This window comes from Anseongella ginsenosidimutans, from assembly GCF_008033235.1.
GTDB lineage: Bacteria > Bacteroidota > Bacteroidia > Sphingobacteriales > Sphingobacteriaceae > Anseongella > Anseongella ginsenosidimutans.
Genome location: NZ_CP042432.1, coordinates 2,936,282 through 2,958,945, shown reverse-complemented (window position 1 = coordinate 2,958,945; position 22,664 = coordinate 2,936,282). Strand labels below are relative to the sequence as shown.

Genomic DNA, 22,664 nt, shown 5'->3' with positions numbered 1-22,664 from the left:
AAAGGAGAAAGCCATGAAAATTCTTCTGCTGGTTTTGCTGCAATCAACCTTAGCGAACGATTTTAAACTCGTAAAGAATGAAAATTCCATTGCGCTGTACGAAAGGTGGATATTGCACAACGGCAACCGCGTCCGTGAGCTAAAGGCGGATTTCCAGGTAAGCCAGGTAACTGCTGAAAGGCTGGAACTGCTCCTCAAAAACGGGCCGAAAGGACTCCGGTGGAACAATAATGCGAGCCTGTATAAAGTAATTCCAGGTAAGGACGCTAAAGCCTGGCAAGTATATGTGCAATATGATCTGCCCTGGCCAATGAAAGATCTTGATTGCCTTTTAGCATACCAAGTCAAAGACAATCCGCTTAACGGAAGCTCAACTGAAATTTCCTTCAAAGGGATTGAAAGCCCGCAATTCCCGGCGAGCGATAATTTTAACCGGATGAGCGGAACAGAAGGAAAATGGCTCCTGCAAGAACAAGGCGGGGAGTTAAACGTTACCTACATGGTAAAAACAGATCGCAGCAGGCAGGTACCCCGGTGGGTGTCCGACCCGATTGTGCATGAAAACCTTTTTAAGACAATGAGTCAATTCAAAAAGCTACTGGAGGAAAAGCAATGAAAATTCACAATAAAGGGCAGGCGCGACTCTTTAAGAATCCTTACCTGGAATTGCTTACAAAAGCGAACCCGCTGATAATTTGGGGAATGTACTTACCGGCTATCGCATACCTGCTCTGGTACAGTCATGATACCCTTCAGTTTTCACTGCTAAAGATCTTTCTGCTCTTCACCGGGGCGATATTCTGCTGGACGCTTTTTGAATACATCGCGCACCGGTATGTTTTTCACTGGATAAGCGACGAACCCAGGATGCGGCGGTTTGCCTACGTGCTTCATGGCAATCATCACGAGTACCCGCGCGACAGGCAGCGGCTCTTTATGCCTCCTGTTCCCAGCCTGCTGATCGTTTCGGTCTTATTTACCCTGTGTTACCTGGCGATGCGGGAAAATGCCTTTGTGTTTTTTCCGGGCTTCGTTTTCGGCTATCTGCTTTATGCCAGCATGCATTATGCTATTCATGCATGGGCGCCTCCCTTCAAATGGATGAAGCCCCTTTGGCGAAACCATCACCTGCATCACTATAAAAACGAAGAACTCGGTTTCGGAGTAAGCTCCACCTTATGGGACTGGGTTTTTCAAACCCGTTTCGACCTGAAAAAGGAAAAAGAAGACCCGCAAAAGGTCAGGGATCTGCTTTTTGAACGAAAACAGAAAATTAGTTAAAAAAAAGAATTGCCCCAAGCAATCGATAAAAGTATCCGCATAAGCGATAACGGCCACGCAAAAGCAATAAAAAACACCCCGCACAAGCAGTAAAAACACCCGCACAAGCAGTAAAAACACCCGCACAAGCGATAAAACACCCGCACAATCGATAAAACACCCGCACAATCGATTATGAAAATAAAAGCGGGTAAAGCAGTAAAAGAATATAAAACAATGATGCCAGCAAAATTCCTGACCGGCTTTTCCCGGCAATGGTAAAGATAAGCGCCAGACCCGCTGCTCCCACGGCTGTTTTATAGGAAACAGCATACGATGCGCCGGCAACTAAGAGGAAAAGAAAGTGGACCAGGCAGCAATTGAGCAAAAACAATCCCAGCGGAATATAATAATGCTCGGTGGGTACATGATGTTTCTTCATAATGCCGCCTTTCCTTTGCTAAATTTCTTGAACAGATAGTTCAGCAGCGCGGATAGTACCAGCGCCAGCAGCAAACCGTTAATAAAAATAGCGGCCCCCAGGGCGGCGGGCGCGTAACCAATAAAGAGGCTCACCAGGGCGGCAATGACCAGGAGCAGAATAATGACAAGACAGTACACGACGGTTATTTTCAATGAAGACCGTTCGGGCACCTTCTTCCGGGTTCTGCAGAGATAAACTACAAATCCGCTGATGGAAAGGAAGCCACTCACCAGGCCCAGAATGGCATATAGCAATTTCAATGCAAGACCGCCGAAATCGCCAAAATGGAGGGCTTCCTGGAGATAAAAGAACTTATGCGCCGCGGGCTGTTCCCTGACATCGTATTTATAAACCGGCTCCAGCGTTTTCTTGGAAAGCACCAATACATTCGCCCTTCTTTCGTACAGGGTTCCCCTGATGCTTCCGCGGAAAGTGATGGTCGCCGATCCGTTCACCGAAGGGCTCGCCTGGCTAATCTGCAGTTCGGGGAAGGCCTGGTGCGCCGTAGCAAAAGCCTGATCCCAGTTAACCGTTAACTCGCGGTCGTGACCGGCCTCCATGACCACTTCCGCCGAATAGGCATTGGGTATTTTCATATTCAGCCAGTCCATTAAAACCGGCTGTAATCCCAGCCAGGCGCCGGTAAGCGCGATCACGAGGTTAAAAGCGAGGGCGCCAATACCCAGTATCTTATGCCAGTCAGCCCAGGCGATTCGCTGCCCCCTCCCCTTCCGGATTTTGGGAAAGGCCTGCCTTTTCATGAAATTCCCGTAGATCAGCAAACCCGTAACGACCAGGACGGTAAGCGCAACACCACCCAGCCCAACCAGTTGCCTGCCCCAGTAACCGTCATAGAGGCGTACATGCATCTGCCGCATGTAATTGGCTAAACTGTTTTGGTGTATCCGGCTCCCTAAAACCCGATCATTTCCCATATCCACGAAAAAGGCCAGTGTGTGGTTGCCTTCTTCGGTGGGGACAAAAAGATTTATTTCGCCCGCTTCCCCGACCTGTTCCGGTATTTCAACCGAAAGTGATTTCAAATCCGGGTATTTCTGCAAGAGGCCGGACAGGGAGCGGCTGAATTCAGGCCGGCCAGTTGCTGAAGGTGAGGAAACTGCGTTATAATGTACTTTCTTTATAAACGCGTCAATTTCGGGGATAAAAACGGCTATAGCGCCCGTAAGGCTCAGCACTCCGATCAGAATTCCGGTATATAGGCCTGCCCAGTGGTGAATACGCCACAGCAGGCGGTTGTTCCCTTTTTTGTTCGGGTTGCCGGAACTCATGGTTAAAAGGTATACGCCACCCCTACGAGGAAATTCCTGGGAGTTCCCGGGAACAGCCGCCGGAAATTATAACCGCCTACCCAGTGAATTTTATTGAATATATTGTTCAGGTTAGCGGACAATTTGAATTTATCAACCGTATAGTATAAAGCAGCGTCGTAAACCACGTAAGCGGGCAATTGAAGATTATCATCCATAGTATTACGCTCGCTCACGTAATTCGCACCTGCTCCTATGCCAATGCCTTTCAGCGCCGGAAGGGTAAAGGTATATTTCGCCCAGAGACCTCCCTGGTTTTTCGGGGCGTTCGGCAGCAGTTTACCAATTTCCGATTCGTCCTTACTTTCGGTAATTTTGGTTTCATTATACGAAAAATTGGCTGTGAGGCTCAGATTGGGAAGCACTTTACCATAGACATCCAGCTCTACCCCTCTTGCCTGTTCCTGGCCGATCGCTCTTAACAGTTCAGGATTACCGGCATCACCGGCGTTGATAAGAATATTATTCTGCTCAATATGATATACTGCCAGGTTCACGGCCAGGTTGGCCGAAAAGAATTCGGCTTTGGCGCCTCCCTCCAGCATGGTGCTGGTCAGGGGGTCAAAGGGGCCGCCATAAATTTCCGGATCACCGATCACGCCGGCTCCCTGGGGCTGGTAGCCTTCCGCGTAAGTTGCATAGATGCTTACCGGTTCCACAGGCGTGTACACCAGGCCAATGCGCGGAATGAGCGCTTTCTGCTGAACTTCTTCCGCATCTTCTTCCTCGTAATTCAGGATATCCGTATAATATTCCTGCCGGAGGCTTAGCAAAGCCTGCAGCTTTCCCCATTTGATCTGATCCTGGATATATATCCCGTTGACAAAATATTTGGTGACGGCCTGCGGGCTGGAAACGTTGAAATAGCCGGATATCTCGGAAATGGAATAATCCGGGTCCTCCAGGCTAAAATGGGGCACATTGGGTACCGGCATATTATCCACGATCAGGAATTCGTTCCGCCGGTCAGGATCGTAGGGCCCGATCGAAGCGGTATTCGCCGCGTTCCGATACCCGTTTGCGTTGTAGTTTGACCCCCCCACCGGGGATAAATTCTGAATATAATCGTACCCCACCAGTAATTTATGGCTAACCGGTCCGGATTCAAGATCCGCTACGAAATAAAGGGTAATATTATCGCTGTAATTCTTGCGCATCCGCCGGATCGTTTGCATTTCCATCAAAGTCGGCAATTCATTTCCATCGGCATCCGTCGCATACCGGTTGGACGTCCGGTGTTCCAGCAGATCTTCCTCGTACAGAAATTTCATATAGGAAGCGTTGAAGGTTAGCTTGTCAGTGAATTTATGCCGAAGGGAAGCCGTCGTAAAAAGGCTAAGCTCGTTGGCAAAGTCGTTCATTTTTCCAATGGCGAAGGAAATGGGAGTCGAATAAAGATCGGTACCTGCCGAAGCAGCGAAAATCGGCTGGCCCCGGTCCAGCTTTGACTTGGTTTTGGAGTAAACGAAATCAATATTAACCTGGGTGCGGTCATTGGGTATAAAAGAAACAGAGGGCGCGATCACCATGTCTTCGCCGCCCTGCAGTACCCGGAAGGATTCCGCATTCTGGTATGCCAGGTTCAGGCGGTAAAGGAGTGTGCGGGATTCGTTCATGGGCCCCGTAAAATCGCCCGTCACCCGATAGGTATTATAACTTCCCGTAGCAAAAGCCACGGATTTCCTGTTTTCATCCAGGGGCTTTTTTGTCACCGTATTTACCGTCCCGCCCGGATCGGTATTGGCGAACAAGGCCGAAGCCGGCCCTTTGATCACTTCTATGCGTTCCACGTTCGGAAGCAAGGCCTGTGACCAGCTCGTGGTAGCCGTTCTGAGCCCGTTGATCAAACCGTTACCGGCCCGGAACCCGCGAATGGAAACATCATTGTTGTAGTAAGAAAAATAGTTGGTTCCGCTGATATTTTTAAGCACTTCACCTACCTTGAATGCCTGCTGATCCTCAATCACTTCTTTGGTCACGTAACTGATCGCCTGAGGCACGTATTTAACCGGCGTCTCTGTTTTTGTGCCGGAAAAAGAGGAAGTATTCTTGTAGTCCTGTTCTTTCCGCCCCACGATTTCAACCGCCTGCAGCTGGCTGGCGCTTTCCACCATAATGACAGTAAGCGGTTCGTCCTGAGGCACCTTCGCTTCTACCCGCGTTTCTTCATAACCCAGGGAAGAAAAAGTCAGCAGGTAGGCTCCCGGCTCAAGCCCTGAAAACGAAAATTCCCCTTCGCTGCCGGAAACCCGGCGCAGTTTCATTTCGGATACACCGCCCGGCCTTTCTTCCGAAAGTGAAATTGTTACCCCGCTAAGCGGCCGTTGATCGCTGGCCGCGATAACCGTCCCCCTGATTGAATAGTCCTGCCCGTATGCCTTCCCGCCCAAGGCGAACAAGAATGCAGACAGCAAAAAGTAATATTTGTTCATGCTTTATTAAGACTAATTATAAGTAGCGGCAAATATAATATAAGTCTTGAATTTACCCATGTCCCGGGGGGAAATTGAAAAGAAGGGGCCTCTGCACCTGAACAGGGGCCGGCCGGGACGAAAGTACGGACGGGGATGGAGGTCCGGCCAGGGACGAAGGTCCGGCCAGGGACGAAGGTCCAGCCAGGGACGAAGGTCCAGCCAGGGACGGAGGCCGGCCGGCAGATAGGTTAAAGGTTACTTTTCCGAAAAATCTTCATAAAGGGAGGGCGCGAATCAATCACAGTTCCCGTCAGGAGTACAGGACGGCCCGCCCGTAACGTCAAAAGGGGAAACGGGATGTTCTTTTTTCCATTCAGCAAGGGCTTTTTCCAGGGTTTGCAAAAAGGCGGCGGGCGGCTGGGCGCCTGAAATTGCGTATTTCCGGTTGAAGACGAAAAACGGAACACCTTGTATTCCCAATTGGCCTGCTTCGGTAATATCCTGTTTTACACGGTAGGCATATTCGTCATTACTAAGGGATTCCTTCACCTCCGCTTCCGAAAGCCCGGTTTTCAGTCCGGCTTCCATCAGCACTTCTGTATTCCCGAGATCCTGTCCTTCCGTAAAATAGGCTTTGAAGAAGTTTTCTTCAGCCAGATCTCCTGATCCTTTTGTCTTGGCCATCTGGATTACCCGGTGCGCTTTAAAGGAATTGGCCACCACGGCTTTGTCGAGGTGATAATCAAGGCCGGCGCTTTTTGCCATTTCCGTCACTGCTGCATTCATTTCCGCCGCCTCTTCATAGCTAATCCCTTTGCGGTCCGCCAGGTATTGCGATATATTTTGCTTTACAGGTGATGATGCATTTTCCGTGGAAGCCTCCGGGATGGAAGGATCCAGCTGGAAGCTCTTCCACACAATTTCCACGTTTTCTTTCCCGGTGAATTGTTCCAGGGCGGCTTCATAATTACGTTTGCCAATATAGCAGAAGGGACACATGATGTCGCTCCATACTTCAACCTTCATTTTAGCATTTGTCATGGGTGTAATAACAAGACAATAGGGAAAAGGTTAACGATACCCGTCACTAATCTCCGGCAGGCTCTTCTTCTGATTCTTTCAGCCAGATCCTGTACAGCTCGAAAAAAGTGGGCGCATCCAGCAATTCCACGCTGGGATCCAGCTTTTTTACCTCCTGCATCACCTGCGTGTACCATCCGGGCTTTTTAAGGATATTCCGGAACCAGTGAAAGGGAACGGGACGCTTATCTATGCGATCCAGGATCAGGTGCGCGGCCTCGCCAGGATCGCTTTGATTCACATCGTAATCCGCCCGAAGCACCGGCATATTTCCATGCAGCAGTGTTAGCGGCACTTTTTGCGGAACGATTCCGTTGGGGCTGAACCGTGCATATTGATCCAGGCCCTGTTCATTCAGTCCGGGCGCTTCCCCGTCAATGATAAACCCGGTAATGCTCAGGTCCCAGCGTTTGTAATAGGGTATGCAATGATCGCCCCAGGCTTTCAATCCGCCGGGCAGTCCGGAGACAGGACGTGGTTCCTGCAACATGCCCGGCATCAGGTAACCGGCGCCGTTATCAGCAGCGGCAAAATAATCATTGGGGGACGCTGTTTCCCGCTGGTAGGCCAGCGCATGGGGTACCCTTTCTTCCAGCACCGGGCTGATGCACCACATTAAAGGAAGCGTGCCCCTGCCCGGCGCATCCCAGATAGTGGGTGTAGTTTGCGACACCCAGGAAGCTGCATCGTAATCGCCTACATAAAAGATCATAAATTGCCTGCCATTCAGCTGCAGTTTCCCTTTCTCGTCCAGGTAGCCGCGTTCTTTTAATTCCGCCTTGCTTACCCATTCCTGCCGGTAATGTTTCTTCAGTGGAAAATGCTGCCAAAAGGAGGCATTCGCCAGTGCGCCGTAGCCGATCGCATCGGCATCTTTAAAGGCATTATAGGCGCTGATGATGCGCGAATATTCCCATTCGGTAGGAACATCGTCATGCCCGCCTCCCGCGTGTTTCGTGTATTTAAAAGCCCAGGGCGGAAAACCGCCTATGTAGCACATTTTCTTTCCGTCGTTCTTTTTATAAGCGGTGAGCAGAAAACGTTTAAGGGTTTCCAGATCGGTTCCCGGCTTCTGTCCTGGTTCATCGGTTGCCGGCTCATCCCCCCAGGGGCTCAGATCAAAGAAAAATCCGCGGCGGCTTACAAAAAAATCGTGATTAGAAAGCGTATGATGGTTCAGCCGCGTCGCGGTAGGCTTCTTCATCCATTGCTGGTCAATATAATAAGCGCCATACCGGGAATTAAACCGGCCGGCCTTCATATAATGTTCCAGGTACCAGCGGTAGGCATCGTTCTTGGCGGAACCGGTAGAAGGCAGGGAGGTTCCCGGAATGGTGCCTCTGCCGGTAAACAGGGATTGATCGTTTTCGTGCAGCAGCCAAATCTTCACCGGTACCCTGGGGCCCTCCAGGATGATCCGGCGGTACAGGCTTCCTTCTGTGGTATCATACCGAACGGCAATTATATCTTCGGCTCCGGCAAGCGATGAGGCCACATTACTGGTAGCGGCTACCTTAGGGTCATATATTACCGCTCCCTTGATATAAGGCAGGTAAGCCGTCACCACTTCTTCCAGCGAATGATGCACGAGGGTATCCCTCCCGTTCAGCCATCGTCCCGCCGCACGATACCACTGCCACCAGTACCGGTCAATATTGATCCCTTCATTCTCTATATAGAAATAATATAACAGCGGCTTTTCCCGGTTCACAATCCCCTGCAAGGTGGCCAACGCGTGTACCTCGTCCCAGGCCCGGCGTACATTCTCCGGTTTACTCATATCCAGCTTTAACGTATAACCCAGGTCGAAAAGGCCAATAGGTGGTAATCGGGGATTGGAACCGCCGGAAACAGGGTTTTCAAAAATACCGCTTGCTGAAATGCTGCTTATGGAAATGCAGGTTAAAAGAATTCCGAGGGAAAAACGTATTAATAATGTAGTATTCTTCATTTTATACTGGTCAGGCGAGGCAAACATAGCAATATCTGCGGGTGTTGGAAAAATTTCTATACCCGATCCCTCCACCTTTAATTATTTCAGGAGACAAGCGCTTCACTACAGCACAAACAAGCGCTTCAAGCCAGGACAAATGAATTGCGCGCAAATGTCAGTACTTTTCCCGGGTATCTTTCTGCGAAGGTGTAAATAAGCTGCATCGAGTAATAGTTGGATGGGCATCGCTGCAGGGAATCCCTGATGTCTTCGGGTTCGGTCAGGTCGCTTTCGGCGGAAAAATAACCCATAGCATAAAAGTTACCTTTTTCTACCCAAATGCAGCTTTTTTCGGCCTCATCCCGGCCCTTGTCCAGGATAGCGAAGGTGGGCTGCTTTTCCAGCAGGTGATCCAGCGCCTGGTTCACCCGTTCATTGTACTCCCCGGCATCAGGCAGCGCTGTATCCTGCCCGGCTGAAAGCAATGCGCTTTGCACGAAGCCGGCCGGTTTCTGAGGTTCCCCGAGCCCGAAAACGCACAGGCGATGATCGAGCTGAAACTGTTCCACCAGGGCATTCAGCGTTTTCACCGCATCATAAAGCCTGCCGAAGGGTTGAATGCAATGTTGATGTTTCGCCAGTTTCCCGACAGCAAGGCGTATATAACCGTTCTGATCTTCGTATGAATACAGCCCGAATTTCGGCTCGAACCGCTTCAATGCCCGGTTATACGCTGGCCAGAGCCGTTTGATCTCCAGGCATTCCAGCAAAAGGGCCATCAGCTCGGTCGCGCATGGTTCAAAAGAAATACTATAGATGTTACGCAGGAAATGCTGTCGCTGCGGATTCGGGTTATGCCCGGTAAAATGCGAAGCCACCCGCTTCTTTAAATTCACCGCCTTGCCTACGTAAATCACTTTACCGCCCCGGTCTCGGAAATAGTAAACCCCCGGACAAGAAGGCAGCGCATCAAAATCTTCCTGTGGCAGGTTCGGCGGCAGGCGCTGCTCCCCGGAGTTCTTTTTCAGCATGGCAGGCAAAACACCTTCCGTATCCCATTGCAGCAGCCGGGAAAATAAAATAGCCGTAGCATCCGCATCGCCCCCCGCCCTGTGCCGGTCCGAAATCGGGATCCTTAGCACATGGCAAAGATTACCCAGGCTGTACGAAGGAAGGCCCTGCCTGATCTTCCGGCTCAGCCTGACCGTACACAATTTAGACGCCGAAAACTTATATCCGGCCTGCTCCAACTGGTGCCTGACAAAAGAATAATCAAAATTAACGCTATGGGCGACGAATACCCTCCCCTGCAGCATCTCAAAGACCTTCCCGGCGATCTCCTCAAAAACCGGCGCATCCCTCACCATTTCATTATCAATGCCTGTAAGCGCAAAAATAGGCAGCGGTATCTCCTTTTTCGGATTTACCAGGGTCACAAAACGCTCCACGACCGTCTCCCCGTCATGCACCAGGATAGCGATCTCTGTAATGCTGCTCCCCGAGGCATAGCCCCCGGTTGTCTCAATATCCACAATGGCGTATTCGGCCGGCTGATTCTTTGATTTCACCTTGCTAATATATTTAGCAGAAAGCGAATTTGCAAAATAATCATTATCTTAGTTTCAAGATACCCTTACCAAGCTTATGAGATATACTTTTACTTTCTATTTTTCTTTATTATTCTGCTTCCAGTCTTTGTCATTTGATGCAATGTCGCAGCAGCAAGTTACGCTGCGGGTGGACCCTCATCACGCACACGGCGGAGCTGCATCTGATGTATTCGAAGAAATCAATTACATTCCGCTGGAAAGCACGAAAGAAAGCTTGTTCCAGCGAATTGACCAATTACTGGTTACTGATGATTATTTCATCATTTTAGACCGGATCGGGAATAGCATCCTCATTTTTGATAAGAACGGAAAGTTTCACCGGCGCCTGGACGGCCTTCCGGGAGCAGAAAAAGTCAGCCTTCCCCGCATGCAATTTAAAGCCATATCGGTTGATCCCGTAAAAAAGCAGCTTGTAGTGACTCGTCCGCATTTCATGACCGAGAAAATCAGGCAGGATGGCAGGACCGTGTTTTATTTTGATTTCAACGGAAACTTTATCAAAAAGCATACCTATAGCTTTTATTTCCGGGATTTTTGTTCCATCGGGCAGGAAAAGATTCTTTTTAGCGTGAGTCCTCCGGGACTTAAAGAATTTAAGGCCGGACAATTTTTTCGCCTTGGATATTATCAGAGCGATTCCGTGCTTTATAAAAATGAACTATTACATAAGAGAGGGCGAGATGGCGCTGATGAAACAGGCACAGGACGAGACCTTTCTTTTAATCCCGCCACCAGGCAGGCGATGTATAACGACAGCTTTCAATATACCCTGCATGTGCTGGACTCCATCGGATTGCAGAGAACATACCGGTTTATTTTCCCGCTGGCGAACAGCTTGCCAGCCGACTTCACATCAAATGAAAAATACGACGGAAGCCGGATTCAGTTCATTAAGGAACAGCCTTCTCCTATTATTGATATTTTCAGCGCCTACACTTTAAACGACTATTTATTATTCGGCTTGTTCAGCATGCGGGAAGGTGACTATCACTGGGAAGAATATATCTACAATTCCAGATCCGGAAACCTCCTCTCCTATTCCAGAATCCATCCGGACTCGCTTTCTTTTTTTCTTCCGGTATATGATTCGCGTATCCTGGCTTGCGATAAGGGATATGTTTACGGAGCTGTTACTTCCCCGAAAATGTATTCTTACCATGCCAAAAATTCCCGGAGAAATGTTGACTATCCGTCTGAATTAAAGGAGTTCTTCCTAAAGGCTGACCGGCTCGCCAATCCCGTCATTATACAGCTAAAACCTAAGAAAGGCTTGTAATCAGGTGCGGAACAAAACACTTTTATTTTTCATCCTGGTATCCGTACCTTTTTTTCTTTCGGCACAACAAAAGGAAGCTATTGATACGGGTACAGCTTCCGGTGTTATAAAAGATTCCGTCCATAACTATGTACTTCCCGCTGCCACTCTTGCGGTTTACCTGGAATCAGACACCAGCCTGCTGAACTACCAGTTGTCTGACAAATCAGGAGAATTCAGCTATCGGAATTTGCCGGTAGGCGTTCCCCTGCTCATCGTCGCCACCTATGTAGGTTATACTCCCCTGACCAGACATTTTACCATTCCGGCTGAAGCAAAAAAGATTGACCTGGGCACTTTAAACATGAATATGAGTGAGAATACGCTTGAGGAAGTGGTGGTAATAGCAGAACCGCCGGTAAGAATGAATGGAGACACACTTGAGTTTAATGCCGATGCATTTAAACTGGATCCTAATGCGGTGGTAGAAGACCTGATGCGCAAACTTCCGGGAGTTACTGTATGGGGTGATGGGGTGATTACCGTCAACGGACGTAAGGTAAATTCTGTCCTGGTAGAAGGAAAGCCTTTTTTTGGTGGAAACATGAAGGTAGCAACGCAGAATATTCCGAAGGCTGCTGTGGAAAAGATCCAGGTATACAAAAAGAATGAGAACGACGATACCCGCGATTCCACGATGGAAGTAAATATCCGGTTGAAGGAACATATGCGCAAAGGCTATTTCGGAAAGACAATGGCAGGATATGGGAGTGACACCAGGTATCAGGCAGACGGTTCGTTTAACGTATTTACCCCTAAGACACAGGTTTCATTGGTAGGCGCAAGCAATAATGTAAATAAGACCGCCGGCAGCGTGGACGACTTTCTTGACAACAGTACCTTCAAGGGGGTTGGTGCCAGCGTGGATCATTATCCCGATTTTTTCAGGCAGGGCATTACCAGGCAACATTCTGGCGGGGTAAGGATAACGCATGACTTTCTGGATCATCTGATGCCTGCCAAAACACATGAGATACAGGGAGAATTTCTTATTTCACAAACAAGTCCCGTTCAGAACCGAAAAACCCGTACAATGATCAATACCGGCAACGATGCGGCCAGGATCCAAAACACTTCTTCAGCAAGCGACTCCAGGTCAAGCCGGCAGCACCTGTCAACCAGGTATGATCTTGGCACTAAATCCCGCCGGTTTTATATAGCGCCCCAGCTTGACATTCAAGATAACAGGACACTGTCTTTTAACGAAAGCAACATTTCAGAGGCAGAAAATAGTATTGAAACCTTCAGCACGGCGCTGCAGGACCGGACAAAAAGATCGAACAGCCTAAGCTTCGCAACCGGGTATCTTCATAACCTTGATGCCGGGCCCGCCTACCAAATTGATTATTACTTATCCGCGAACAACCGGGATGAAGACTTCCGTACAAAGACGCGTTTCTCTTCCCTGTACGATTCCGCAAAGAACAGGTACTACAACAGGATATACCATGACAGGGAAAACGAGCAGCTTCACGTCATTGAATTCCGGTTGCAAAAATTGAATCAGCTGCTTTATCAACCGGAGGGGAACGGTTTTCTGTTTGACCTGCAAGCGGACCTGCATATTGAACGGATAGAACAGGACCGCATTGTGAATGACATCGATAGTGCAGCTCAATCCCCTGGTTTGAACGCATATCTTTCCAATAAAAGCCTCTACCGTTCAGTTAACTTCTTACCAGCTTTAGTAGTACAACGATCTTTTTCCCGGTCTCTACACGGACGATTTCAAAAAACGTTGACTTTCAAGCTGGATCTGAAAGGCCAGTTTTTCAATCAGAAAAACGCTTCTCTAAAAGAATTTCAGCTTTTCAGTAAGAACGCAGCGACTTTACTGCCGGCAGCAAGCATAGTGTACAGAAATCAGCAATTCGATACGTATGATGCAACTTACTCCCTACGATATATCTCCTCTACAAGCTTTCCGGCCGTTGATCAATTGGTCCCCTGGTAGACAGTATTAACGGCTGGTATTTTCATTACGGCAATCCCGATTTGAAACCCTCATATAAGCAGGAAATATCTTTCAATAACACCTATTTCAGCGCTAGCGCTAATAACCATTTTAACTACACAATCGGGATAAATGCGGGGACTATCAGGGATCATTTGACGGATAGCACATTATATGACACCATAGGACGAAGTATTCATTACATCGTCAATGCCAGCGGGAACCGGTACCTAAGAGGCTACGGAGAGGTTAATAAATCCTACAAAAGAAATGATCATCAATGGCAGGTAAGCCTGAACGCAGACTATGGTTTCTCACGAAATCCAAGCTTTGTAAATGGAGAAAAACATCTTGTTAATAACATTAAAGGAGCGGCGGCGTTAACGATTTTATATACTTACCAGGATTTTCTTGCGATACGACTGACACAGGCGAACAGTTTTTTCCGGTCACGCCGTAAACAAACTAATAATAGTTATGAATTTAAAAACTTCGGAACCTCACTTGGACTAAGCGCAAGCGTCAATTGTACGAGAAAACTAACCCTGAGCAGCAACTTGCGTTATGACGATAATTCCTCCACAGGTATTGAAAACAAAGGATTTATTATATGGAATGCCAGCGTCGGCTACCGTTTTCTGGAAGGAAACAACCTTGAACTGAAACTATCCTTCCTGGACTTACTTCGCCAGAATACCGGTATCATCAACTATGGCTTGAATAACTCCATTACTACCGGTACAGTGAATGTATTGCAGCAGTATGGTTTGATTTCCCTGGCCTTCTATCCTCGAAAATTCGGGCTTCCCGGCAGGAAGGGAAATAGCGAATAAATACGGACGTTAAAGATCATCCGTAAAATGTCGTTTGCCTTTTTCCTGGTCGAATTTGCGCTGGTTATACTCGCCGGAGCGGTTGCGGGGAACGGACAGGCTCTTCCAGCCGGTATCTTTAATCATTTTGGCAATGAAAACGATCTGCCCCACGTGGTAAGCAGAATGGGCGAGCTGCCGGTTGATGGCCTCCGTTACCGTGTGGCCGTCGTTGCGGATGTAAACGATGGTTTCCAGGTCGGCTTCGGTGAGGTTGTCAAGTGCTTGCAGTACGCACGCCCAGCCTTGGTTCCACCGTGTTAGCAATTGCTCCCGGCTTGAAAGGATGTTTTCGAATTCCGAGTCCCGGTTGCGCCAGGGCTTTTCTCCGTCAGTTGTCAGGAAATCGGTAAAACGGGATATCATATTACCCGCCATGTGGTTTGCAATAACAGCAATGCTGTTGCTTTCATCGTTGTATTGCCAGAATAACTTTTCCTCCGGAAGCTGTTCCATTGCCTTTTCAGCAAGCATCTTGTAATACTCCAGCTGCTTCCGTATGCTTTTTAAATAACTGCTTTCCATACTAAAACTTGTTTTTATAATCTTTTTTACCCGCTTTCTTTCCGGCTTGTTTCCCGCTTTGTTTTCTGCTTACCGGCCTCCGCTCACATTTATAAATATCCCGGTTGAATAGGATGATTTTTCCGAAGCCAGCCACAGGATCGCTTCAGCGACCTCGCCGGCCAATCCGCCCCTCCTCAACGGAATAGATGCTTTGATTCGCTCAATACGCCCCGGCTCGCCGCCGTCTGCGTGGATATCGGTGTAAATGAATGCAGGCCGAACCGCGTTTACCCGGATGCCCTCCTCTGCTACTTCTTTTGCAAGCCCCACAGTAAAAGTGTCGATAGCGCCTTTGGAAGCCGCATAATCAATGTATTCTCCGGGAGCGCCGGTTTTTGCGGCAATGGACGAAACGTTGACGATAGCTCCTCCGCTTCCCCCGTGTTTCAGCGACATTCGTTTTACTGCTTCTCTGGCGCAGAGAATTTGCCCGGTGATATTTGCTGCAAATATCCTGCTCAGCCGGGCGGCGTCCATCTCTTCGAGCCTCATTTGCGGCTCAAGGATACCCGCATTATTTACCAGCACGTCCAGCCTGCCAAATACCCGATCAGTTTCTGAAAATAGCTTCATCACTTCTTCTTCCCGGGTTATATCAGCCTGGATAGCTACTGCTGTGCCGCCTTTGCCGGTGATCTCGGAAACAACCTGCTCAGCGGCAGTCCTGTTTCTGCGGTAATTTACCGCGACTGCATAACCTGCCTTTGCTGCAAGTATTGCTGTAGCCCCTCCTATGCCCCGGCTGGCGCCTGTTATCAAGATTATTTTCATCGCCTGCTTTAAATAGTAAGTTCCATTTTTATATCACAGCGCTTATATGCTCCTTTTTCTGCAGGAATTTCCTTAAAGCCCAGTTTCCTGTAAATACCGATGGCCCTCGCCAGCCTTGTGCTTGAATAGAGGATCAGACGGTTAAATTGCAATGCCCTTGCCTCTTCAATCGCTGCCTTGCATAGCTGGCTTCCAGCCCCAAGGCCCTGGAATGCTTCATCTACGGCCATTTTAGTAAGCTCGGCTATTCCAGGTTGGATGACCCGCAGTGCAACCGTACCAATGATCTGCTCTTCATGCCTGGCAAATAAAATTGCGCCTCCATCCTGCAGAATAGCGGCTTCCGGATGTGAAAGCACCCATTTATCCACAGGTTCCTCTTCGAAGTATTTATTCAGCCAGGCCTTGTTCAGTCGTTCGAAATGGGGTTGATATTCAGGTTTATATTTTACAATATCCATACATTTATTCTTGTTGATGCTCCATTAGCGAGAGAGCCCGTTCTGTAAAGCTTTTCTTTTTTAACTGGTCTTCTACTTCGGAAACAGCCTCCATCAAATTGTTTTCGGTATTGATCAGATCTGTTACGGCGGCGACAATAAGCTGCCATACGGGTTTCATTTGCCCGACCAGGTCCTTTCCCTTCTTCGTCAGCTGGATCAGGCGCTTTCTCTCATCGGTTTTATCGCGCTTGGAGCGGATAAGCTTCTGCTTTTCAAGCTCTTTCAGCAAGCTGATGGTTGAAGGGTGCGTATAGCCTATTTCCGCCGCAATTTCAACCACGCTCAGGACCGGCTTTTTATGCAGCGCGTAAATTACGGGGAACCATTTAGGTTCGAAATTTATTCCATGCGCTTTATAAATCTGCAAGCCGTCTTTGCGTATGAGATCGCTCAAACGCTGCAGCCTGGTTGAAATGGCCAAAACCCCTGCTTCATCAATTACATTCATCGGGTTCTTTTAGTGAAAGGTGATAATACCTGTTGTCAGCCGCCATCCTGGGAAAATAAGGCGGGAGGGCGGCCGCTTCGATCCGTTGAAAACCGTTTCGTTCGTAAAAACGGTGGGCTGCCTTGAGCATATCCACGGTTCCCAGGTAAAGTTCGTTAATTCCGTGGGCCTTACAAAATGCCAGGAGAACCTGGAGCAACTGCCGGGCAATCCCATGTTCCTTTCCCCGGAACTCCTTTTTTACAAACATTTTCCGAAGAGCGCCTGCCTGGTGGCCGGTGGAGATAAGCGCAATCGTCCCGATTAGTTCTCCCTCAATAAAAGCGCCCCAAAAACACCCTCCGGTAGCATAATAATACGTGTCAAGGTCCAACAGGTCCGGCTGCCCTTCCAGGGTAACAGGAACGTTGAATTCCACCTGCTGAATCGGCAATATAAGGTCTACAATGAATGGACAATCGGCGTTGTTAAGGGCCTTAATGGTCATCGCTGCATTCATAATTATAAATTTATCACAAAATTATGTAGCCGCCTACGTATTTCCAAACATATATTAAAATTGAAACTAAAAAATTTTAGAGGTTCAATAGAATTAGTACTTTTGCAATCATCAGATGATATGATGACTTATCATGGAACAAATAGTCCGTAAAAGATCATTAGCAGAAGTAGTTGCCGAAAAGATCCGGGAACAAATCCGGGAAGGCAGGTATACCGTGGATGACAAACTTCCCACCGAGCCCGAATTGATGGAAACATTCGGTGTGGGCCGGTCCACCGTGCGAGAGGCGGTGAAAATCCTGGCCCATTCTGGCTTTTTACGGGTAAAACAAGGCTTGGGCACCTTCGTAAAACGTCTTCATGCCAGCGAACCCCTGGAGAACAGGCTGGAACGAGCCGATGTGGAAGACCTGGTGGAGGTGCGGGAGCTACTGGAGTTAAAGATTGTGGAAAAAACTGCCTTGCATCGCAGCCCTGATCATTTAGCAAAGATGCGATCTGCACTTACCATGAGAAAGGATTTTGCCGGCAAAGGCATGACAAAGGAATGTATAGCGGCGGATATTGACTTTCATCTCGCTGTGGCGGAAGGCTGTGGCAACGAGATCCTGCTTGATCTTTACCGTTCCGTTTCCCGCCATGTTTCAAAACTATTCCGAAAGAGATTCACGAACACGCTGAAATTCCAGGAGACCCAGGAGCTGCATGAAGAGCTGCTGCGACACATCCAGGCGGAGGACCCGAAAAAAGCCCTCGCCGCCGCGGAGCGGATCATTGGTCAGATTTAATTGTAAAAAGAAATGCAAACATCACTTCCTGCTTCATCAAAATCCGTGCAGTCTACCGTTTACGCGATCTTATTCGCGATAAGCTTTACACATTTGCTGAATGACCTGATTCAGTCGGTCATTCCGGCGGTTTATCCCCTGCTCAAGAGAAATTACGGGCTAAGTTTTACGCAAATAGGCCTTATTACATTAGTATTTCAGCTTACAGCTTCTATTCTTCAGCCATTTGTGGGGCATTTCACGGATAAAAAACCCAATCCTCAGTCGTTGTCCATAGGAATGTCCTTTACTTTTTCGGGCTTGCTCTGCCTGGCTTTTGCGGGCAGTTTCTTAATGATACTGGCATCGGTAAGCCTCATAGGTATGGGTTCTTCCGTTTTTCATCCGGAGGCGTCAAGGGTAGCTCACCTGGCTTCGGGCGGTAAAAAGGGGCTCGCACAATCTATTTTCCAGGTGGGAGGCAATGCGGGCAGCGCCATAGGCCCGTTACTGGCGGCCCTGATTGTGATTCCTTTGGGTCAGGCGCATATCAGCTGGTTTGCCCTGGCAGCTGTCCTGGCAATTATCATTCTTATAGGGGTGGGCCGCTGGTACCAGGCGAATGTAATCCTTAAAAAAGCGTCCGCAAATACTGCTTCGCCTCCTGTCGCCGATTTTGCCCTTGACAGGAAGAAGGTGATTTTTTCTATTGTTATCTTGTTGCTGCTGATCTTTTCAAAGTACTTTTACATGGCTTCCATGACCAGCTATTTCACCTTCTTTCTTATTGAAAAGTTCCATGTTAGCGTACAGCAGTCGCAGATCTATCTCTTTGTCTTTCTCGCGGCAGTAGCGGCAGGTACGATCATCGGCGGGCCGCTTGGCGACCGCTACGGCAGGAAGCGCGTTATCTGGTTTTCTATCCTGGGCGCAGCTCCGTTTACGCTCATGCTGCCTTATACCGGCTTGTTCTGGACGATCATCCTGTCCGCGGTAATAGGAGTTATTATTTCTTCCGCGTTTTCAGCCATTCTTGTTTACGCTACGGATCTGGTGCCGGGTAAAGTAGGCATGATCGCCGGGCTGTTCTTCGGCTTCGCCTTCGGAATGGGCGGAATCGGCTCCGCCGTGCTTGGCTGGCTGGCAGACCAAACCAGTATCGAATATGTATTTAAGATCTGCGCCTTTCTCCCGCTGATGGGGATCATAGCAGGCTTGCTCCCGGATTTGGCACACGGGAAAACGGCTCGCTAAGACGACAGCCCTTACGCAACAAAGCCGGTTAATCGTATTTTAATGCAGGATAGTCCAGCAGTCTGCGCCATAAAGCAAGCTGGCCGATAATATTGGCTTCCCGGTAAATGGTAAAAGACAGGAGATCGTAATGGCTCATTTTCATAAAGCCCATATCGATTTCACTATCCAATTTTTCATCATCAATGCTTATAAGGGCTTCCCTTGCCGCCGGACTGACCTTTTCCCAGTCCTTTACATAATCAGCGATCGTAGGGTATTTTGCGCCTTCCTGAATTCCTTTGTTATCCTTGAAAAGCTCTTCGCCGGTTTGCCTGAGCCCGGGCTGTGTTTCCGATACCATCAGGTACCGCTGCTGTACTGCCGAGCCGGCAAGCCAGGCAACATGATTCGCTTTTGTGTTTAAGCGATTATACGCGTCCTCTTCCGAAATCCCCTCAATTGCCCGTGGAAAAAACGTGGTGTGCATATCGAATAATACGAGTAAGCCTTCCGTCCTGGTACTTGCTGTTTTAGTTTCCATCTTGTGTTGTTTTGATGTAAAGTTACCTTATTGACGGATCTGGTTGGCTGTGTTATTGCGACAATCTAACGGGGCAATCACGTCATGATAAACTGATTTTGCGGCGGATAATGCAGATAGTTTTTCCAGTCGATAGCAAATATCTTTCTAAGCTTTTCCGTGAGTTCCCGGATCGTATGCGTCTTTTCAAGGTATAAATTAGCGCCGCTTCTGAAACAATGATCCACCACCTTCTTTGACTGCTGGGAGGTATACATAATCACGGGAAGCTGATCGTAGTCCCTGTTTTTTCTTATTTCAGTAATGCAAGCAATCCCGTCCTTACAAGGCATCCGGATATCGAGGAACAGGATATAGGGAAGTCTTTCTTTAAGGAGAATAAAAAGAATATCCCCGTTGGCGGCATGCCTCATAATGTATGGAAAGTCAAGTTCCTGCAGGGCCATTTCAAATATTTCAACATCGTCCAGGTCGTCTTCTGCGAGCAGGATATCCCTTGTATCGTCTAATTCAGTCATTGCAACATTCAGGTTTGAAACACTAATATATAAACTTCCATTTATTCCCACGCGTTTACCTTCTAAGCACAGCAATTAATCGGCCAGCATACACATATCCGGAAACCAATTTAAAATCGCCGTCGCTGCTTTACGCGCAATTCCCTACCTTTGAATTTTGCAACCAGCTTTTATTATGAGAGCAATTAAAAGTACATCACTCGAGGAGTTTTATCAACAAGCTTCGGGCTTTACGGGGAAAGACATCCATACTCTTTTACCGTCGGGTATCAATAAGGAAATAGGTCATTTCAACGTGTTCGATATTTCTGAAACGATACAGCAGGTAAAACGAAAACAGCCGATGCCCTACAACCGGAGAGCCTATTTTAAGATCAGCCTTATCAGGGGCAGAAACCGGGCGGAATACGCCGACAAGATCATTGACGTTACAAAAAACGCCTTACTGTTTGCCACGCCTAAAGTGCCCTATCATTGGTTCCCGCTGGATGAAAACCAGGCCGGCTCATTTTGCGTCTTTACTGATGCCTTCCTGATAAAAAACAAAAGCGGTGTTGTTTTAGACGAGCTTCCCATTTTCAGGTCAGGTGGCTACCCGGTATTTGAGATCGATGACGAGAAAGCGGAAGAGATTGGACGTATTTTTAAAAAAATGCGGGAAGAAATAACATCCGATTACGAATACAAGTATGATTTGCTCCGGAATTACGTATTGGAACTCATCCATTACGGGCAGAAATTACAGCCAGCTACCGCTTTACGCTCCAGCCAAAACGCATCTTCCCGGATCGTCTCTCTTTTCATCGAATTACTGGAAAGGCAGTTTCCTGTGGAGTCTCCTCATCAGCGATTAATGTTAAGGTCGGCAAAAGAATATGCGGAACGACTGGCCATCCATGTAAATCACCTCAACAAGGTGTTAAAGGAGAACACAGGAAAAACCACCACGGAAATTATTGCCGCCAGAATTTTGCAGGAAGCAAAAATATTACTAAAACAAACGGACTGGAACATATCGGAGATCGCCTACAGCTTAGGCTTTGAAGAAGTTCCTCATTTCTCCAACTTTTTCAAGAAGCAAACCTCTGTAGCTCCCCTGGCTTTTCGCTCCTGATATTTGATTTTTGCAAATAACAGATTGATGTTTGCAAACACCTGCCTGCTTTTTAGCTGATCTTTGGACTATGATGACAACAGCAAAAAGCAAAATTGCCCTGGTGACCGGCGGAAGCCGCGGTCTGGGAAGAAACATGTCAGTCAGCCTTGCACAAAAGGGGATTGATGTTGTGATAACGTATAACAGCAACAGGGAAAAAGCGGATGAAGTAGTCGCCGAGGTACAGGCTCTGGGTCAAAAAGCCACCGCTTTCCAACTGGATACCGGCAATGTGCGTATGTTCGGCGATTTCTTCGCACAGATGGCGGCCTGGTTAAAGGAGCAAACCGGTAAGGCGAACTTCGATTTCCTGATCAACAATGCGGGGACGGCCCTTTATTCACCATTTCCGGAAACTACCGAAGAGCAATTTGATGAAGCGTTCAACATCCACTATAAAGGCGTGTTCTTCCTTACCCAGCAAGCATTGCCATTTCTGAATGACGGTGGACGTATTATCAATATTTCTTCGGGGCTCGCACGCTTTTCCATCCCTGGTTCCTCCGCTTACGGCTCTATGAAAGGCGCCATTGAAGTACTTACCAGGTACCTGGCCAAAGAACTGGGCCACCGCGGAATTGCGGCGAATGTTATTGCGCCGGGCGCTGTCGAAACCGACTTTGGCGGCGGCCATTTACGGGATAACAAAGACACCAACCAGCGGATAGCAGGCATGACCGCCCTGGGTCGTGTAGGTTTGCCGGACGATATTGGCGGCGTGGCGGCATTTCTATGCTCAGACGAGGGCCGCTGGATCAACGGGCAGCGTATTGAAGCTTCCGGAGGAATGAACCTTTGATCGTTTTTTACATATGCTTTACCTGAACTGCTTCGGTTTCAGCTTTTGGGCGGCAAGTTCTGCTATTTCGGCAACTCTTTTTTGCCGGGTTTCCGGGCGTTTGGCAAGTATCAGCCATTGCAGAATGCTTTTTTTGGCCGACTTGCTTAAACTCAGAAAGAAATCACCGGATCCCGGTTTACGTTGGAATTCCTTTTCGAGGTCTTCAGGTATTTTTAGTTCTTCAACATCGTTCAGGATATCCCAGGAGCCGTTTTGCCTGGCAATTTCAATGCTGGCGTAACCGGCCTTTGTCATCAGCCCTTTTTCTATCAATTGCTGAACCTTGTCTTTATTAATTTTTGACCAAACACTTTTTGGCTTTCGTTTACAAAAAAATTGTATAAACGTTTCCTTGTCAAGCGTTTTCCTTGTACTGTCTATCCATCCAAAGCAAAGGGCTTCCTCAACGGCCTCGCTCCAGCTGAGTGTTGGCAAATTGAATTCCTTCTTGCTTTGGATCAGCCAAATTGATTGCTTGGTTTCGTGATGCTTCTCCAGCCAGCGCCGCCATTCTTTCCGGCTTGCCGGGCGAAAAGTTTCTATCTCTTTTAGCATAGCGGTGACA

24 protein-coding genes are annotated in these 22,664 nt (G+C 48.2%); 10 read left to right on the top strand and 14 right to left on the bottom strand.

Features of this window, described 5'->3' with window-relative positions; all coding sequences use genetic code 11:
* Positions 1 to 13 precede the first annotated feature (13 nt).
* Both FRZ59_RS12190 and FRZ59_RS12185 read left to right on the top strand, forming a co-directional pair.
* Positions 14 to 616: an SRPBCC family protein gene (locus FRZ59_RS12190; protein ID WP_132129231.1), complete on the top strand. Its 603-nt coding sequence runs from the start codon at positions 14 to 16 to the stop codon at positions 614 to 616.
* Positions 613 to 1,281 (top strand): sterol desaturase family protein, encoded by a 669-nt coding sequence (locus FRZ59_RS12185; protein WP_132129229.1) that lies wholly within the window; start codon positions 613 to 615, stop codon positions 1,279 to 1,281. Before FRZ59_RS12190 ends, FRZ59_RS12185 begins: the two co-directional genes overlap by 4 nt.
* Before the next feature lie 172 nt (positions 1,282 to 1,453).
* Here FRZ59_RS12185 and FRZ59_RS12180 read toward each other — a convergent pair whose 3' ends face one another.
* From FRZ59_RS12180 to FRZ59_RS12170, 3 genes are read right to left on the bottom strand one after another with little or no spacing between them, the layout of a single operon-like run.
* A complete protein-coding gene (locus FRZ59_RS12180; protein WP_132129228.1) occupies positions 1,454 to 1,702 on the bottom strand; it encodes a hypothetical protein in 249 nt (82 codons plus the stop codon).
* Positions 1,699 to 3,033 (bottom strand): PepSY-associated TM helix domain-containing protein, encoded by a 1,335-nt coding sequence (locus FRZ59_RS12175; protein WP_132129226.1) that lies wholly within the window; start codon positions 3,031 to 3,033, stop codon positions 1,699 to 1,701. The genes FRZ59_RS12180 and FRZ59_RS12175 overlap by 4 nt, the downstream gene beginning before the upstream one ends.
* 2 nt (positions 3,034 to 3,035) lie before the next feature.
* Positions 3,036 to 5,504 carry a TonB-dependent receptor domain-containing protein gene (locus FRZ59_RS12170; RefSeq protein WP_132129224.1) on the bottom strand — a complete coding sequence of 823 codons (2,469 nt, stop codon included), beginning with the start codon at positions 5,502 to 5,504 and terminating at the stop codon, positions 3,036 to 3,038.
* Between the two features lie 46 nt (positions 5,505 to 5,550).
* Between FRZ59_RS12170 and FRZ59_RS12165 the strand changes: the two genes are divergently transcribed.
* Positions 5,551 to 5,733: a hypothetical protein gene (locus FRZ59_RS12165; RefSeq protein ID WP_132129222.1), complete on the top strand. Its 183-nt coding sequence runs from the start codon at positions 5,551 to 5,553 to the stop codon at positions 5,731 to 5,733.
* A gap of 47 nt (positions 5,734 to 5,780) precedes the next feature.
* Here FRZ59_RS12165 and FRZ59_RS12160 read toward each other — a convergent pair whose 3' ends face one another.
* The 3 genes from FRZ59_RS12160 to FRZ59_RS12150 all read right to left on the bottom strand — a co-directional run bounded on the left by FRZ59_RS12160 (position 5,781) and on the right by FRZ59_RS12150 (position 10,067).
* Positions 5,781 to 6,527, bottom strand: a complete 747-nt coding sequence (locus FRZ59_RS12160; protein WP_132129220.1) for a DsbA family oxidoreductase — start codon at positions 6,525 to 6,527, stop codon at positions 5,781 to 5,783.
* Positions 6,528 to 6,573: 46 nt separating this feature from the next.
* Complete coding sequence (locus tag FRZ59_RS12155; protein WP_132129219.1) at positions 6,574 to 8,517, bottom strand: GxGYxYP domain-containing protein; 1,944 nt, start codon at positions 8,515 to 8,517, stop codon at positions 6,574 to 6,576.
* A 125-nt stretch (positions 8,518 to 8,642) separates the two neighbouring features.
* Positions 8,643 to 10,067 carry an exonuclease domain-containing protein gene (locus FRZ59_RS12150; protein WP_132129217.1) on the bottom strand — a complete coding sequence of 475 codons (1,425 nt, stop codon included), beginning with the start codon at positions 10,065 to 10,067 and terminating at the stop codon, positions 8,643 to 8,645.
* A gap of 142 nt (positions 10,068 to 10,209) precedes the next feature.
* Between FRZ59_RS12150 and FRZ59_RS12145 the strand changes: the two genes are divergently transcribed.
* From FRZ59_RS12145 to FRZ59_RS12135, 3 genes are read left to right on the top strand one after another with little or no spacing between them, the layout of a single operon-like run.
* On the top strand, positions 10,210 to 11,385 hold the full coding sequence (locus FRZ59_RS12145; protein ID WP_165922841.1) for a 6-bladed beta-propeller: 1,176 nt from the start codon (positions 10,210 to 10,212) through the stop codon (positions 11,383 to 11,385).
* A 4-nt stretch (positions 11,386 to 11,389) separates the two neighbouring features.
* Positions 11,390 to 13,378 (top strand): peptidase associated/transthyretin-like domain-containing protein, encoded by a 1,989-nt coding sequence (locus FRZ59_RS12140; protein WP_147698331.1) that lies wholly within the window; start codon positions 11,390 to 11,392, stop codon positions 13,376 to 13,378.
* A gap of 41 nt (positions 13,379 to 13,419) precedes the next feature.
* The gene (locus FRZ59_RS12135; RefSeq protein ID WP_147698330.1) at positions 13,420 to 14,211 is read left to right on the top strand and encodes a hypothetical protein; all 792 of its coding nucleotides are present in this window, start codon (positions 13,420 to 13,422) and stop codon (positions 14,209 to 14,211) included.
* Between the two features lie 9 nt (positions 14,212 to 14,220).
* Here the strand turns inward: FRZ59_RS12135 and FRZ59_RS12130 are convergent, their stop codons facing one another.
* The 5 genes from FRZ59_RS12130 to FRZ59_RS12110 form a co-directional block, all read right to left on the bottom strand.
* Positions 14,221 to 14,775 (bottom strand): DUF1572 family protein, encoded by a 555-nt coding sequence (locus FRZ59_RS12130; protein ID WP_132129213.1) that lies wholly within the window; start codon positions 14,773 to 14,775, stop codon positions 14,221 to 14,223.
* Between the two features lie 69 nt (positions 14,776 to 14,844).
* Complete coding sequence (locus FRZ59_RS12125; RefSeq protein ID WP_132129212.1) at positions 14,845 to 15,588, bottom strand: SDR family oxidoreductase; 744 nt, start codon at positions 15,586 to 15,588, stop codon at positions 14,845 to 14,847.
* An 8-nt stretch (positions 15,589 to 15,596) separates the two neighbouring features.
* Positions 15,597 to 16,049: a GNAT family N-acetyltransferase gene (locus tag FRZ59_RS12120; RefSeq protein WP_132129211.1), complete on the bottom strand. Its 453-nt coding sequence runs from the start codon at positions 16,047 to 16,049 to the stop codon at positions 15,597 to 15,599.
* 4 nt (positions 16,050 to 16,053) lie between these two features.
* Entirely contained in the window at positions 16,054 to 16,539 is a 486-nt protein-coding gene (locus tag FRZ59_RS12115; RefSeq protein WP_132129210.1) for a MarR family winged helix-turn-helix transcriptional regulator, read from the bottom strand.
* The gene (locus FRZ59_RS12110) at positions 16,526 to 17,038 is read right to left on the bottom strand and encodes a GNAT family N-acetyltransferase (protein ID WP_207910273.1); all 513 of its coding nucleotides are present in this window, start codon (positions 17,036 to 17,038) and stop codon (positions 16,526 to 16,528) included. The genes FRZ59_RS12115 and FRZ59_RS12110 overlap by 14 nt, the downstream gene beginning before the upstream one ends.
* Before the next feature lie 133 nt (positions 17,039 to 17,171).
* Here FRZ59_RS12110 and FRZ59_RS12105 point away from each other — a divergent pair, with 133 nt between their 5' ends.
* Both FRZ59_RS12105 and FRZ59_RS12100 read left to right on the top strand, forming a co-directional pair.
* Positions 17,172 to 17,828 carry a FadR/GntR family transcriptional regulator gene (locus tag FRZ59_RS12105; protein ID WP_132129209.1) on the top strand — a complete coding sequence of 219 codons (657 nt, stop codon included), beginning with the start codon at positions 17,172 to 17,174 and terminating at the stop codon, positions 17,826 to 17,828.
* 12 nt (positions 17,829 to 17,840) lie between these two features.
* Positions 17,841 to 19,061, top strand: a complete 1,221-nt coding sequence (locus FRZ59_RS12100) for an MFS transporter (protein WP_132129207.1) — start codon at positions 17,841 to 17,843, stop codon at positions 19,059 to 19,061.
* Positions 19,062 to 19,089: 28 nt separating this feature from the next.
* Here the strand turns inward: FRZ59_RS12100 and FRZ59_RS12095 are convergent, their stop codons facing one another.
* Together FRZ59_RS12095 and FRZ59_RS12090 are read right to left on the bottom strand one after the other, a co-directional pair.
* Entirely contained in the window at positions 19,090 to 19,584 is a 495-nt protein-coding gene (locus FRZ59_RS12095; protein ID WP_132129206.1) for a DinB family protein, read from the bottom strand.
* Positions 19,585 to 19,661: 77 nt separating this feature from the next.
* Positions 19,662 to 20,102 (bottom strand): response regulator, encoded by a 441-nt coding sequence (locus FRZ59_RS12090; RefSeq protein ID WP_132129205.1) that lies wholly within the window; start codon positions 20,100 to 20,102, stop codon positions 19,662 to 19,664.
* A gap of 175 nt (positions 20,103 to 20,277) precedes the next feature.
* Here FRZ59_RS12090 and FRZ59_RS12085 point away from each other — a divergent pair, with 175 nt between their 5' ends.
* Positions 20,278 to 21,216 (top strand): helix-turn-helix domain-containing protein, encoded by a 939-nt coding sequence (locus tag FRZ59_RS12085; RefSeq protein WP_132129204.1) that lies wholly within the window; start codon positions 20,278 to 20,280, stop codon positions 21,214 to 21,216.
* 70 nt (positions 21,217 to 21,286) lie between these two features.
* Positions 21,287 to 22,057, top strand: a complete 771-nt coding sequence (locus FRZ59_RS12080) for an SDR family NAD(P)-dependent oxidoreductase (RefSeq protein ID WP_394345226.1) — start codon at positions 21,287 to 21,289, stop codon at positions 22,055 to 22,057.
* Between the two features lie 18 nt (positions 22,058 to 22,075).
* On the opposite strand, the gene FRZ59_RS12075 is transcribed toward FRZ59_RS12080, so the two are convergent.
* The gene (locus FRZ59_RS12075; RefSeq protein WP_132129203.1) at positions 22,076 to 22,654 is read right to left on the bottom strand and encodes a YdeI/OmpD-associated family protein; all 579 of its coding nucleotides are present in this window, start codon (positions 22,652 to 22,654) and stop codon (positions 22,076 to 22,078) included.
* Positions 22,655 to 22,664: the final 10 nt, after the last annotated feature.

What these genes read in the sequence shown, in the direction of transcription:
- FRZ59_RS12190 (WP_132129231.1), top strand. Translation starts at nt 14, where the DNA reads ATGAAAATTCTTCTGCTGGTTTTGCTGCAATCAACCTTAGCGAACGAT.
- FRZ59_RS12185 (WP_132129229.1), top strand. Translation starts at nt 613, where the DNA reads ATGAAAATTCACAATAAAGGGCAGGCGCGACTCTTTAAGAATCCTTAC.
- FRZ59_RS12180 (WP_132129228.1), bottom strand. Translation starts at nt 1,702, where the DNA reads ATGAAGAAACATCATGTACCCACCGAGCATTATTATATTCCGCTGGGA.
- FRZ59_RS12175 (WP_132129226.1), bottom strand. Translation starts at nt 3,033, where the DNA reads ATGAGTTCCGGCAACCCGAACAAAAAAGGGAACAACCGCCTGCTGTGG.
- FRZ59_RS12170 (WP_132129224.1), bottom strand. Translation starts at nt 5,504, where the DNA reads ATGAACAAATATTACTTTTTGCTGTCTGCATTCTTGTTCGCCTTGGGC.
- FRZ59_RS12160 (WP_132129220.1), bottom strand. Translation starts at nt 6,527, where the DNA reads ATGACAAATGCTAAAATGAAGGTTGAAGTATGGAGCGACATCATGTGT.
- FRZ59_RS12155 (WP_132129219.1), bottom strand. Translation starts at nt 8,517, where the DNA reads ATGAAGAATACTACATTATTAATACGTTTTTCCCTCGGAATTCTTTTA.
- FRZ59_RS12145 (WP_165922841.1), top strand. Translation starts at nt 10,210, where the DNA reads ATGTCGCAGCAGCAAGTTACGCTGCGGGTGGACCCTCATCACGCACAC.
- FRZ59_RS12130 (WP_132129213.1), bottom strand. Translation starts at nt 14,775, where the DNA reads ATGGAAAGCAGTTATTTAAAAAGCATACGGAAGCAGCTGGAGTATTAC.
- FRZ59_RS12125 (WP_132129212.1), bottom strand. Translation starts at nt 15,588, where the DNA reads ATGAAAATAATCTTGATAACAGGCGCCAGCCGGGGCATAGGAGGGGCT.
- FRZ59_RS12120 (WP_132129211.1), bottom strand. Translation starts at nt 16,049, where the DNA reads ATGGATATTGTAAAATATAAACCTGAATATCAACCCCATTTCGAACGA.
- FRZ59_RS12115 (WP_132129210.1), bottom strand. Translation starts at nt 16,539, where the DNA reads ATGAATGTAATTGATGAAGCAGGGGTTTTGGCCATTTCAACCAGGCTG.
- FRZ59_RS12110 (WP_207910273.1), bottom strand. Translation starts at nt 17,038, where the DNA reads ATGAATGCAGCGATGACCATTAAGGCCCTTAACAACGCCGATTGTCCA.
- FRZ59_RS12105 (WP_132129209.1), top strand. Translation starts at nt 17,172, where the DNA reads ATGGAACAAATAGTCCGTAAAAGATCATTAGCAGAAGTAGTTGCCGAA.
- FRZ59_RS12100 (WP_132129207.1), top strand. Translation starts at nt 17,841, where the DNA reads ATGCAAACATCACTTCCTGCTTCATCAAAATCCGTGCAGTCTACCGTT.
- FRZ59_RS12095 (WP_132129206.1), bottom strand. Translation starts at nt 19,584, where the DNA reads ATGGAAACTAAAACAGCAAGTACCAGGACGGAAGGCTTACTCGTATTA.
- FRZ59_RS12090 (WP_132129205.1), bottom strand. Translation starts at nt 20,102, where the DNA reads ATGACTGAATTAGACGATACAAGGGATATCCTGCTCGCAGAAGACGAC.
- FRZ59_RS12085 (WP_132129204.1), top strand. Translation starts at nt 20,278, where the DNA reads ATGAGAGCAATTAAAAGTACATCACTCGAGGAGTTTTATCAACAAGCT.
- FRZ59_RS12080 (WP_394345226.1), top strand. Translation starts at nt 21,287, where the DNA reads ATGATGACAACAGCAAAAAGCAAAATTGCCCTGGTGACCGGCGGAAGC.
- FRZ59_RS12075 (WP_132129203.1), bottom strand. Translation starts at nt 22,654, where the DNA reads ATGCTAAAAGAGATAGAAACTTTTCGCCCGGCAAGCCGGAAAGAATGG.